Origin of the sequence: Neorhizobium sp. BETTINA12A (genome assembly GCF_023006485.1) — a bacterium.
GTDB lineage: Bacteria > Pseudomonadota > Alphaproteobacteria > Rhizobiales > Rhizobiaceae > Neorhizobium.
On the sequence record NZ_JALBGW010000126.1, the window covers coordinates 1 to 13,384 of the forward strand.

General features: G+C 63.0%; 8 protein-coding genes and 1 pseudogene. All 9 read right to left on the reverse strand.

The window, feature by feature from the left end; translation table 11 throughout:
- Positions 1–3,408 (reverse strand): alpha-2-macroglobulin family protein (locus MOV61_RS22555; protein ID WP_247138168.1); only part of this gene is annotated, 3,408 nt, incomplete at its 3' end.
- Positions 3,409–3,545: 137 nt separating this feature from the next.
- Positions 3,546–4,295 carry an SDR family NAD(P)-dependent oxidoreductase gene (locus tag MOV61_RS22560; protein ID WP_247138169.1) on the reverse strand — a complete coding sequence of 250 codons (750 nt, stop codon included), beginning with the start codon at positions 4,293–4,295 and terminating at the stop codon, positions 3,546–3,548.
- 875 nt (positions 4,296–5,170) lie between these two features.
- A pseudogene (locus MOV61_RS22565) lies at positions 5,171–6,802 on the reverse strand (acyl-CoA synthetase); the annotation flags it as partial.
- Positions 6,799–7,968 carry an acetyl-CoA acetyltransferase gene (locus MOV61_RS22570; RefSeq protein ID WP_247138170.1) on the reverse strand — a complete coding sequence of 390 codons (1,170 nt, stop codon included), beginning with the start codon at positions 7,966–7,968 and terminating at the stop codon, positions 6,799–6,801. The pseudogene MOV61_RS22565 and the gene MOV61_RS22570, both read right to left, overlap by 4 nt.
- 16 nt (positions 7,969–7,984) lie before the next feature.
- Entirely contained in the window at positions 7,985–8,860 is an 876-nt protein-coding gene (locus tag MOV61_RS22575; protein ID WP_051899868.1) for an IclR family transcriptional regulator, read from the reverse strand.
- A gap of 35 nt (positions 8,861–8,895) precedes the next feature.
- Positions 8,896–9,915: a TRAP transporter substrate-binding protein gene (locus MOV61_RS22580; RefSeq protein ID WP_038591116.1), complete on the reverse strand. Its 1,020-nt coding sequence runs from the start codon at positions 9,913–9,915 to the stop codon at positions 8,896–8,898.
- 46 nt (positions 9,916–9,961) lie between these two features.
- The gene (locus MOV61_RS22585) at positions 9,962–11,818 is read right to left on the reverse strand and encodes a TRAP transporter large permease subunit (protein WP_247138173.1); all 1,857 of its coding nucleotides are present in this window, start codon (positions 11,816–11,818) and stop codon (positions 9,962–9,964) included.
- 324 nt (positions 11,819–12,142) lie between these two features.
- Positions 12,143–12,946: an SDR family NAD(P)-dependent oxidoreductase gene (locus MOV61_RS22590; protein ID WP_247138171.1), complete on the reverse strand. Its 804-nt coding sequence runs from the start codon at positions 12,944–12,946 to the stop codon at positions 12,143–12,145.
- 167 nt (positions 12,947–13,113) lie between these two features.
- On the reverse strand, positions 13,114–13,384 hold a 271-nt coding region (locus tag MOV61_RS22595; RefSeq protein WP_247138172.1), incomplete at its 5' end, for a DUF2239 family protein.

A 13,384-nucleotide genomic window follows, 5' to 3' on the forward strand; every position in this document is an offset into this window, starting at 1 on the left:
GTCCCCGCCGGTGCGAAGCCGACCGGTCGCGCCGAGCGAGCCGTCGATCAGGCGGCCGTAGAGGTCGCGGATTTCGAGGCCGAGGCGGCGCTGGCCAAAATACCAGTCGTCCGGCGCCGGAGGCTGGTAACGCGTGAGATTGAGGATACCGACATCAACCGCAGCGACGGTGACATAGGCGTCCTGATTGGCGCCCGCTCCGGCGACCTGTAGCGAGATGTTGAGCGGCTGCCGCGGCAGAGTCTTTTCCGGCGCCGTGATCGACACCTGCAAATCGCGGTTTTCCGGGTCGACCTTCAGCCAGGTAACGCCGATGGCGCGCATCGGCATGCGGCTTTCCTGCGCCTGGCCCGGACGATAAAGCGTCGCGGTGACATAGGACCCGGCACCCCAGGCAGCCGTGACCGGAATGTCCACCTCGCCGCCGCTTGCGCCGATGCTCGCGGTCTTGACCGCAATCAGGCTCTCCGAACCCGACGTGATCATCAGCTCGCCGGCGTAACGCGACGAGACCTTGAGCTTGGCCGTCTCGCCGACCTTGTAGCTCTGCTTGTCCAGCGCGATTTCCAGCGCATCCGGGGTTTCGGTCGAGGTCGCGGTCACGAACCAGCCGGCGTCGAATTCGACGCTGGACGTGGGTCCGCCGATATCGGCGGTTTCGACTTCGAGCCGGTAGCGGCCCCATTTAACTGGAACGGAAACCTTGCCGCCATCGGCCGTGACATTCACCGTGCCGTTGGCAGCCTGGCTGGTGCGGGTCACCGGCTCATACCGCCAGGACGAGCCGTCGCGATACCATTGATAGTCGCGGTCGATCTTGACCAGTTTCCAGGGCAGGTTCTGCACCGCCTGCTTCTTGCCGGCGGCGTCCACCATGATCACGGTGAAATTGCCGACGGAGTTTTCGCCGAGATCGCCGGAAAATTCCGGCTTGATGCCGATCCGGGCGCCTTCTGCCTTGACCGGCAGGGTGATCGAACGCTCGATCGCCCGACCGCCGGCCTCCTGCATGCGCACGACGATATCGGCGTTGACGAGCTGCGTCGTCGACGGCGCTTCGGAAACGGTCGCGTCGAAGGTAACCTTGCCGTCGTCGTCGAGCGGTTCGAGCGCCTCCAGCGGAATGCGAACCGCTTCGCTCGCCTCTTCATCGACGAGGCCGAACTGGTAGCCCGGGAAGGCCGGATTTTCGCGCGACGTCTTCAGCGCAATCTCGCCTTCGAGGTTGAGGCCGGCCGCCGGCGCTCCATAGAGATAACGGCCGTCGATATTGACTGGCGCCGGCTCCCCGACCGCGATTTCCTTGGCGTCGCTGGTCATGTCGAATTCGATGCGATCCGGCACGAAATCGTCGACGAGGAAGGTCTTTTCGCCGATCGCCGATCCCTTGGGATCGGTGAAGATCTGCATCGTCCAGGTGCCGCGCATCGAGGTCGCAAGCAGCGGCAGGTCGAGCGCATAACCGCCGAGCGAGCCGTTGTTGACGATGCGCCGATCCTCGACGCCGTCAGGGCGCAGGAAGACGAACGTCAGCGGCAGGTTCTCGATCGCCGTCGCATCGATATTGCGGGCAAGCGCCGAGGCATGCACGGTTTCGCCGGGGCGATAGATGCCCCGTTCGGTCCAGGGCAGGATATCGATCGCGCCGGGTGCGGGGCGGCCCGTCACGCCGCGGTCGGACAGATCGAAGCCGGCACGGGCCATGTCGAGGACGACATAGTCCTGGCCGTTGTTCTGGGCCGCCAGCACGGCCGGCACCATCGCCGCCGTGCCGCGCATCAGGCCGGCGGTAAACACCGCGCGGCCATCCGCATCGGTCTTCGCCGTGCCGAGGATTTCGTTGTTCTTGGCGAGAAGCTGCAGGTCGACGCCGGCCATTGGCTTGGCGCTGCCGAGCGAGCGGGCAAAGACGTTGAGGCCGTCCGTGCCGGCATAGGTGGTGAGACCGATATCCGACACCACGAACCATTGCGTCGCCTTGGTATCGTATTCCTGGCTCGGCGCATTGGCGGCCGCCGCCGTCAGCATGTAGACGCCGGGCTTGCGGGTCGGCAGAGCCTCGTCGACGGGGAAGCTGGTCACCACGTCCTTGTTGAGGTCCTGGGCGATATCGATCGTGCCCTGCCAGACCAGTTCGCCGCTCTGCTCCTGGATCTGGGTGGCGTTATAGCCGTCCATCTGGGTCAGGAACTGCGAATTGGCGAGCAGCGGGGCGATGCTGCGGTCCCCTACCCTGTAGAGCTTCAGATTGGCCTTCTCGGTATTGACCGAAACGATCGGAATGCCGCGGCGCGCGGTCGACGGCAGCACGAAACTGTCGCCGGTGAACCGCACGGTCGCTGAACGATCCTTGACATAGACATCGATGTCGACCTGTGCCGCGAGCGGCTCATCCACGGAAGAGGGCAGGCCACGGCGCAGCGACAGCTTGTAACGCTGGCCGTGGGTGAGGCCTTCGACGCAGATCTGGCTGTCCTTGGCCTCCATCGCCTTTGGCGCCTGGCCGTTGAGCACGACAAAGGGCGCGTAATCGACGCCGATCTTCACAAGCGGTTCGGAAAACTGCACGCAGACGCGGGGGTTGGCGCTGTCGGCATCGACCGTGTTGCCGGTCATGCGGAAACCCTGGCGTTCGCGCAGGTCGTTATAGGCGGCCTGAACGGTGCGGGCATTCACCAGCGCAAGGCTCGCCTTGTAGGCATTGAGCGCGGCGCGATAATTCTGCTGCTTGGCAAGCGCGGCCCCGAGAACCGCCAGCGCATCGGCGCGGGTCTGCGTCGTGCGTGAAAGCTGATAGCCGTTGACGGCGGCAAGCGTGCCTTCGCCGTCGACCGTGGTGTTGTTCTTCGCGGTGCTGGCAGCACGGGCAAGCTCGATCCACAGCGCACCGTCGTCGGGGATGACCGAGAGCGCGCCTTTGAAATTGTAGACGGCCGTATCGATATTGCCGGCCAGAACCTGGCCCTGGGCGATCGTCTTCAAATTTTCGACGCCGTAACTCTGCTGGTTGTCGCCAAGCGTCAGGCCATCCTTCTGATCGCGCGCCTGCTGGAGAACTTCTTCCGAGAGGAAAGACAGTTTTGGCGGGGCGCCGATATCGGGTTCAACGGCGGTTACGACAATCTTGCCGGCGGTCGCACCCGGAAACGGGTTGAGCTGGCTGTAATCCGACTTGAGGAAGCACCATTTGGCTTTCTCGTTATAGGTGAAAGCCTTGCAGGCATTGTCGCCGACGCAGGCCGCCTCACACTGGGGCTGGCTGACATTCTTCACGGTTCGAAGATCAAAACCGAGATAATCGCTGTTCGGAGTGCTTTCGATCCGCCGGTCGGCCGCAGTCAGCGGCGAGACGAGAGCGAAAGCGGAAACGATGAGAGCGAGAAAGCCGAATAACGCGCGCCTAGACATTGAAAGTCCCCCCGTGGCTGCCGTCGGAAGTCGGCAGTTTTCTAATCTATCCCGTGACTTGTCAACGAGCGTCGACGCGTCGGGCCGCCTATTTTCGTGAAGAGATTGTCATATGACGAATGTCGTGCCGGAACGGTTCAGGCCATCAGTCCGGCAGCCGTGAATCCGCCGTCGACGGCCAGAATCTGGCCGGTCACATAGGAGGATTGGCGTTCGTCGACGAGAAAGGCGATTGCCGTGGCAATCTCCTCCGGCCGACCGTATCGGCGCATCGGCACGGTGCGCTTCCACTCTTCACGCGTCACCGCCGTGTGGTTCTCCTTGACCATCGGCGTCTCGATCGGACCCGGCGCAATGGCGTTGACGCGGATCAGGTCGTCGGCAAGTTCGACCGCCATGATCTTGGTGAGCGTCACCAGCGCGCCCTTCGACGCGCCATAGGCGGAACGGCCGAGATTGCCCTTGATGCCGGAGACCGAGGCGATATGCACGATCGACCCGCCGCCGTTTTCCCGCATGATCGGCGCCAGCGCCTGAGACAGCGCGAACGCGCCGACGACATTCACCTCATAGATCCGCCGGAGCTGATCGGTCGTGGTATCCGCAAAACGCACGTTCGAACCGATGCCGGCGCTGTTGACCAGTGCCTGAAGCGGATTTTGAAGAGCCTGGCAGCGTTCCGCGAAACCCGCGATCGCCTTCTCGTCGGTGATATCGAGAAGAACGGTGGTGAGGAGACCGGACCGATTGCCGAGCCGTTCCGCCAACCGGTCAAGCGCCGCAGCATCGCGGTCGGCGGCCAGCACATGCCAGCCGGCTTCGATCAGAAGCTCCGTCGTCGAAAGGCCGATACCCGATCCCGCACCCGTGACGACGACGCTGCGCATGTTCAGCTCTCCCGATTGTCGATGATGACCAGTTCGAAGGTGACGCCGACGGGATTATCGCCCCGCGCCAGCCGGCCGTGATAGATCACGCCATCCGTATCGACGACCCCGGCATCGATCGAGGCCTGAAGCCCATCCGGCGTCATTTCGAGCACGCCGTTCTCGATGGCGATCTCGGTCGCGAGGCAGACCACGCGGCGCCCATCCTCGAACACGGGCTCGTTGATGCTGCCGATGCCGTAGATGCGGGCGCTCTCGATGCCATGCTCGCGGCAGACTTCCTCGATTGCCAAACCGACATCCTCGTTCGGCCGGATCCGCAGCAGAACGCCGTTGCCCCCGCCGCTCTCGCCCTTGGCGGAAAACAGCGTGAAATTCGTTTCCGGATCGGGGATGGAGGAGAAGGTCGCTGTGGCGCTGCCATATCCCTTGACCGCTATCGGACGGCTGACAATGCTGTCGAAGGGCAGCACATGCCCCATGCGCAGAGCCCCTTCACCCGTATCCCAGATGCCGTGGCAATGCAGGAACGGCGCGCCGTCCCGCTCACCTACCATCGCAGTCGCCGAGTGGAATTTGCCGCCCGCTTCCGGCGCGAAGGTTGCGCTGTACCAGGCCGCATGGTCCTTGTCCGGCGAGAAGGCCGGCAGGACATAACGAAACGGATCGCAGGCTCCGCCCTCGATATTGACGAAACCACCCTTGCAGCCCGCCTCCGCGAAGACGCGCGCCACCTCGGCCATGAAAACCTCTCCCGGCCGCAGCACGCCCTCGACCGGCTTCAGCGCGGTTCGCACCGCCTCGCGCCTGATCGGTGCGACAGGGCCCGGATGCTTGAGTTGGCGCAGCCCCGGCAGATCGTTAGCCGACTTATCGTCAAGCTCGCCGCGCGCCTGCAGTTCTTCGCGGATCATCTTCTTGGTGATCTTGCCATAGGCGGATTTCGGCAGCGCGTCCCAGAAGATGAAGCGTTTCGGCATCTTGTAGCGGGACATCCTGCCGTCGATGAAGGCGAACAGGTCCTTCTCGGTCACCGCCGAACCGGGCTTGGCGACACAGACGGCGATGCCGACTTCGCCCCAGAGCGGATCGGGCACGCCGAGCACGGCCACCTCGCTGATTGCCGGATGGGTGAGGAGCTTCTCCTCGATCTCGCGCGGGTAGACGTTCGAACCGCCGGAGATGTACATGTCCGAGGCGCGGCCGGTAATGTAGAGGAAACCCTCCTCATCCATATGGCCGAGATCGCCCGTTCGGAACCAGCCGTTGCGGAACGCCTTCTCGTTGGCCTCGGGATTGTCGTAATAACCGGCAAAGACCGCCGGGCCGGTGCAGCAGATCTCGCCGGTCTCGTAAGGCCCGACCTCTTCGCCCGCATCGTTCTGGATCGACACCTGCATGCCGGTGCGCTCCATGCCGCAGGTGCCGATCCTGGCGGCTTCGCCGTCCTTGGCGGTATGCAAGGCTGGCGGCAGGACGGTGATCGCCCCCGTCACCTCGCCGAGCCCGAAATATTGCACGATCACCGGCCCGAGGCTTTTCAGCGCCCGCTTCTGGTCCTCGCGATACATCGGCGCGCCGGCATAGATGACGTAGCGGAGCGAGGAGTGGTCGTATTTCTCGGCGGCCGGATGCTCGACCAGCAGCTTCAGGATGGTCGGCACCGTGAACATCGTCGAGACGCGCCATTTTTCGACCAGCGCCCACGCCGCGTCGATATCGAATTTTTCGGTCGGCAGCAGGATAGTCTTCACCCCATGCGCCACCTGGGTGAGCTGATGCACGCCAGCGCCATGCGAAAGCGGGGCGACGACCAGCGCCGCGTCGGCGGAGGTAACGCCGGGCATCAGGTCGCAGAGATGGTTGTTGATCACGAAAGCCATCTGGCCATGGGTCAGCACCGCCGCCTTCGGCCGGCCGGTGGTGCCGGACGTGAAAAAGAACCAGCAGGGATCGTCGCGCTCGACCCGCGCTTCGGCCGGCTTCCTGCCTCGGAATTCGTCGACAATAGCGTCATAGGACGGCCCAGAATCCGCCGCGCCGATGGCAATAACGAAACTGATTTCCGGATTGCTTTCGCGCACCACGCGCGCGTGATCCGGAAACGAAGCGTTGCAGATCAGGCCTGTGGCGCCGCTCGCCTTGGCGAGATAGGCGACCTCTTCCGGCGTCTGTCTAAAGTTGGTCGGCACCCAGACGGCGCCGATCCGGAAACAGGCGAACATGCTCTCGAACATCTGGTTGCAGTTCTGCGACTGGACCAGGATGCGGTCGCCCTTGCTCACCCCGAAACGCTGCTGCAGCGCTGCCGCCATCGCGTCGATGCGCGCCTCGAACTCTTCCCAGGTCCAGGTCTTCTCGGCCCAGACCAGCGCAACGCCCTGCGGTTCGCGGCGCATCGCCTGCGTCACGAAGCGGGCAAGGTTCATCACCCGCGTCGAGCGGGGGCTGAGCCCGCCCTTCGGTTCGGTCCGATTGCCGACGCCAACCGAGGTCGTCGCGTTCATTTCGTCCGCTCCAGGATGGACACGTAATTGGCGACGGCGGCGCCGCCCATGTTGAACACACCGGCCATCGTCGCCTTCGGCAGCTGCATGTCGCCCGCCTCGCCGCAGAGCTGCATCGCCGCCATGACATGCATGGAAACACCAGTTGCGCCGATCGGATGGCCCTTGGATTTCAGGCCCCCGGACGGATTGACCGGCAGGCGGCCGTCCTTGCGGGTAATGCCTTCGCGGATGACGCGGTAACCCTTGCCGGGTTCGGCAAGCCCCATCGCCTCGTATTCAATGAGTTCGGCGATGGTGAAGCAGTCATGCGTCTCGACGAAGTTGAGGTCGTCCAGCGAAACGCCCGCCTCCGCCAAAGATTTCTGCCAGGCCATGCGCGCGCCGTCGAACGCGATCGGGTCGCGACGCGACATGGCGAGGATGTCGTTGACATGATTGTGCGCCTTGAAGGCAACGCCGCGCTTCATGCCGACCGCGACGTCGGGCGCCGCAATCACCAACGCGGCAGCACCATCGGACACCAGCGAGCAGTCGGTACGGCGCAGGGGCGCTGCCACATAAGGGTTCTTGTCGGAGACCGTGTTGCAGAAATCGAAACCGAAATCCTTCTGCATATGCGCATAGGGGTTCTTCATGCCGTTCGCGTGGTTCTTGGCCGCGATCATCGCCAGCTCTTCCGAACGGTCGCCATAACGCTGGAAATAATGGCTGGCGATGCGGCCGAAGAGGCCGGCGAAGCCGCCTTCGACATCCGCTTCCTCCTCGCGATAGGAAGCGGACAGCAGGATGTCGCCCGTCTCCTTGGTGGGCAGTGCCGTCATCTTTTCCGCACCGACGACCAGCGCGATCTTGCCGCGGCCGGCAGCGATGAAATCGAGCGCCGAATAGAGCGCCGCGGAGCCTGTGGCGCAGGCATTTTCCATCCGCACCGCCGGCACATGGTCGAACCCGTCGGCCGCCATCGCCACCAAGGCGCCTTGAAAATCTTGCTTGGAAAAACCGTTGTTGAACACGCCGACAAAAATGCCGTCGACATCCTTGGCCGTGATGCCGGCATGTTCCAGGGCCGGATTGATCACCTCGGCCATCAATTCCCGCGTCGAGCCCGCTTCGGACTTGCCGAACTTCGAATGCGCCCAACCGACGATCTGCGCTCCTGCCATGACCTTCTCCTTCGTTTCAAACCCGTTCCGGTGTTCTCGACCGTGCCGCTTGCGGCGCCTTTCGAAGCGCCGGTTTCTCCGAACTGAACAGCAATTTCAGCTTGCCCTGCACCCGCTCGACCTCATGAGCCAGCAGCCCGACAAGCTCTTTCTGACGCGCCTCACCCATGCGACTGTCGATCGCGGCAATCGACAACGCTCCTGCAAGCCGTCCGTCGGGCAGCAGGATCGCCATGCCGATCCCCCAGGAATTGGCGATTACCCGCCCGGGATTGAGCGCGTAACCAAGTTCGCGTGAGCGAGCGACATCCTCTCGGATAATCTGAGGGGAATAGCCCGGATATTGCGCGGCAATGACGCCTTCAATGCGGCCGAGGACCGCCTCCACTTCCGCGTCCGGCAATGCCGCCAGCATCGCGAGCGAACCGGCACCGACGCCGAGCGGGTTCTGGTCGCCGGTCAGCAGCGCATGGGTGCGCACCGGATGCGTGCCCTCCTCGCGATGCAGGCAGACGGCGTAGTCGTCACGCCGCATCGAGACGAAGCTCGTATCGGCCGACTTTCCTGAAAGCCGCTTCAGGCTCTCGCCCGCCATTTCCAGAAGGCCGTGCCGGCGAGAAGCCAGCATGCCGAGGACGTAAAGTTCCCCGCCGAGATAATATCGGCGGGTAAGTTCGTCCTGCTCGACGAGGCGGGACCGCATCAGCGCCATCAGCAGCCGCCGGGCAGTGGGTTTGTTGAGGCCGCTATCGGCGACTACATCGGCGAGCGCCACGCCCTTTTCCGCGCCGCGGCCGACGATGGAGAGAAGCTGCAGCGCCCGCTCCACCGCCTGCGAGCCGGAAACGGCACCTTCCCGAAGACCCGAGGGGATCTCGATCACCTGTTGCATATGCCGTTTCCCATCAGATGCATGGCCGCCACCGATCAGCTCAATGACTTGCCGATAGCCTTTTCGAGGATCGCCCAGGCCTCGTCGCCGTATTTCGACTTCCAGTCCTTGTAGAAATTGGCAGCGCGCAGCTTTTCCTGGAAAAGCGCGCCGTCCGGCTTGTTGAACTTCATGCCCTTGCCTTCGAGTTCGGCCTGAACGGTGGCGTTGAGGCCCATGACGTCCTTGCGCTGCAGCTCGGCGGCGGCGTTGAAGTGCTTAGAGACGATCCCCTGCAGATCTGCCGGCAGCGCCTGCCAGGAGCGGCGGTTGAGGAGAATCCAGAAACCATCCCACATGTGGTTCGTCATTGAGACGTATTTCTGCACCTCGAACAGCTTTGCCGTCGTCAGGATGGCGAGTGGATTTTCCTGTCCGTCGACGATGCCCGTCTGCAACGCGGTATAGGTTTCGGCAAAGTTGATGCTGGCTGGCGCCGACCCGAAGGCGGTAAACATCGAGGTCCAGAGCGGGCTGACCGGCACGCGGATCTTGAAACCTTCAAGGTCCTTCGGTTTTTCGATCGGCCCCTTGGACGAGGTAATCTGCCGGAAACCGTTGTCCCATATCTTTTCGAGCGTCAGCAGCCCCTTCTTCTCGATCTCGCCGCGAACATACTTGCCGAGTTCGCCGTCCATGGCTGGCCAGACCTTGTCGTAGCTCGGGAACGCGAAACCGACGCCGTTGAGCGAGGCATTCGGCACCAGGGTCGACAGGATGATCGGCGAAAGGCTGAACATTTCGACGCCGCCGGAACGCACCTGGTTCAGCATGTCCGTATCGGCGCCGAGCTGGCTCGACGGGAAGATATTGATCGCCATGCGACCACCGCTCTCCTCCAGAATCTTGGCGACAGCCTCCTTGGCGCGGGTATTCATCGGATGCGTCAGCGTCTGGTTGTTGGCGAACTTATAGGTGAACTCGGCGGCATTGGCCGGCCGCGTGCGGATCGAAAAGGTCGTGGCGATGCCGGTCGTGGCCGCGCCCAAAAGAAGCGTTCTGCGATTGACGTTCATGAAATCCTCCTCCGAATTCAGTTCCCAGTTTTTTGCCTCACAGCCTCTAGAGAAAGGCGGTCGAGAAATAGGGCACGGCCGCGATCACCAGAAGGCCGATCATCAGCGCGCCGATATAGGGCCAGATGGCCTTCATCGCTTCGTCGGGCGAAACATTGCCGATCTTGCAGGCGATGTAGAAACCGATGCCGATCGGCGGCGTCATCAGGCCGATATTCATCGCCGTCACCACCACCATGGAATAGTGGATGTCGTTGATGCCGAGCGAACGAGCGACCGGAAACATGATCGGCGCCATCAGCACGATCGCCGGCAGACCCTCGAGCACGCAGCCGAGCACCATGAAGATCAGGATGGTGACGCCCATGAAGGTCAGCCAACCACCTGGCAGGCCTTGCACCGCCTGCACAAGCTGGGCTGCAAATCCCGTCTGGGTCAGTGCCCAGGCCATTGCGGACGCGGCACCCAGGATCATCAGGATCGCGCCGGAAAGTGCTGCCGTCTCCACCAGCATCGCATAGAGCTTCTTCAGGCTGATGCCGCCGTAGAGCGTCGCCCCGATGATCATCGCGTAGAGGACGGCGATCGTCGAAACTTCCGTCGCGGTGGCGATCCCCTCGCCGACGGCGGTGCGGATCAGGAAGGGCAAAACCAGTGCCGGAGCGGCGACCAGCAACGCCTTCTTGATCACCGAAAGCGGTGCACGGCGCACACCGGCCATGGATTCGTGCCGCGCCTTCCAGCGCGCCAGGATCGCGAGAACCAGAAGCAAAACCATGGCGATCGCGAAACCCGACGTGAACAGCCCGGCGATCGAGACGCCGGCGGCGGAGCCGAGCACGATCAGCACAATCGAAGGCGGCACGGTTTCCGCCATTGCCGCCCCGGTCGCCAGCAACGCGATCATCTCCGGCGGCCTGTGGCCGCGGCGTTTCATTTCCGGAAACAGGGCAGGCGCGACGGTCGCCATATCGGAGACCTTGGAGCCGGAAATACCGGACACCAGGAACATCGAACCGAGCAGGACATAGGACATGCCGGCCCGCACGTGGCCGAGCAGCGAGGCCAGCACCTCGACGATCGCCTTGCCCATGCCGGTCGCATCGAGCACGCAGCCGAGCAGCACGAAGATCGGCACCGACAGCAGGATGATGCTCGACATGCCCTCGTCCATGCGGCCGATCATTACGAACACCGGGACTGACGTCGTAAATGTCAGGAATGCCAGCGTCCCAAGGCCGAAACAGAAGGCGATCGGCACGCCGAGCACGAGAAACAACGCCACGAAACCGACGAGGAAGATCGGGATGTTCCAGTTGCCGATCTCCTTGAGGCCCGGCCCGACGAGCCAGAGCAGCAGGGTCGCGGCGGCGATGACCACCACCGATATCGCGACCTGCCTCAAGGTCGATCCCTTCAGCGCGTTGATAACCGCGAGGATCAACATCAGCCCGACACCAACGGGCAGGGCGGCGGCGCGAAAACTCATCGGAATGTTGAGCGCCGCAGAAGTGATGTAGGATTCCTCGATTGCATATTCATAGGCCGGCCGCAGCATCACGCCGAGGAAAAGCGCCATCAGCAGCAGGGCCAGCGTGTTGGCCAATCCCTGCACCCTTTCCGGCAGCATGCCGACGAAGAGCGTCAGCCGCAGGTGCTCGCTGCGGTCGACGGCCATGGCCGAGCCGAGCATGGCAAGCCAGAGGAAAGAGATCGATGCCACCTCGTCGATCCAGACGATCGGCAGCGAAAAAACGTAGCGGGAAATAACCCCGGCCAACAGAAGCGCGATAATTCCGACGAGAAGCGCAGCAGCAATCGCCTCCGCCGGCCGCATCCAGACGGAACCGCTCTGCTGCGGCGCCACGCCTTCGAGGCCGGCGAGCAGCGAAGCCTCGTCCATGGGCTCGACCGTATTATGAGCTGCCGTCACACATCATCCTCCTCTGTGCTGCGAAGCGGACAAACGGAAGAAACGCTCCGGATATTCGCGGACCAAGCCGCAAATCCGCGCGGACCACGCCCCTCTCCGGCGCGACCGCTTCTCCTCTCGACGTCCAGCTCCTCCAGCCATCCGCAGTGGTCCATTATCTGGATCTTATTCTTCTTCAAGTTGCCGGAGTTTGCTGAAGTCCGACAGATTAGGCAAGCCTAGATTTGCCGCCGGAGTAGAAACTTTAAAACCGATCCACATCATGGATCTCGCTCCAGCGCACCTGCAATTGCCTCAGTTCAAGCTGCCGGACACCGTCACATGCAGCCCGCCGTCGATCGGAAGCTCGACGCCGGTAATGTATTTTGCCTCGTCGGAAGCGAGGAAAACCGCGGCCCAGGCGATATCCCAGCCATCCCCCTGCCGTTTCATCGGCGAAAGCGCGTCCCTTTTGGCCTTCATCTCCTCGGCAGAACCATAATAGCCGCTGATCTGCTTCTGGATATGTGGCGTATCCATCACGCCCGGAAGAATCGCGTTGGCGCGGATGCCCTTGGCCGCATATTCGATCGCAATCGCCCGCGTGAAGTGATTGAGCGCCGCCTTCGATGCATAATATGAAACGTAGGGGTAGCCGGTCCACCTGATGGAGGCGAGCGACGAGATGTTGATGATCGCCCCGCCGCCCTGTTTCTCCATGATCGGCAGAACGGCCTTGCAGGTGAGGAAGGCGCTGGTCAGGTTGACGTCCATCACCTTGCGCCAACTCTCTTCGGTTGCCTCCGCCGCACCGCCCGGCAGGTTGATGCCGACATTGTTGTGCAGCACGTCGATACGGCCGAAGCGTTCCATGGTCGCTTCGACAACGGCAGAAATATCACTGGATCTGGTGACGTCCGCGGCGAGCGCCAGGCCTGAACCGCCCTCGGATTCGATGACGTCGACCGTGTTCCTCGCCGCATCGAGATCAACGTCGACGCAGACGACGCTGCCGCCCTCGCGGGCATAGGCGACGGCGGCAGCCTTGCCGTTCCCGAAACCCGGGCCGACCGAGCCGGCGCCGAAAACGAGAACGACCTTGTTCTTCATGCGATCCATAAATTGCTCCTCCGAACCGCCCTCCCCGGCGGCTCGAAACAACTTAGGGTGCGGTTGTCATCCGGTCCATGTTCAATCGCGGACAGAACATGTTCAAAAAGGACCCAACCGCTCGGCATGACCTGAGTCGGCGGCATTTCCCGCCGACTACCCCGACATAGCAGGATTTACTTTTCTTCCGCGGGGCCAGTCCGGAATGCACCTCGGGCGAGATATCGAGCATGGTCCCGGACATCCCTCGGCCAGCTCTCCGTCAGCTCCCTGAAGCGATCCTCCTGCCCCGCATAAAGCGCCCGCGCCGCGTCCTCATATCCCGGCTGATCCCCGCCGAGCGCCCGCATGAAACGATCGGCGACCTCCTGAGCCCGGCGCCTGTCGTCTCCCGAACTGCTGGCTGCGCGCGCCGCATCGACAAGCTTGCGCAGAGCCACCGAGGCG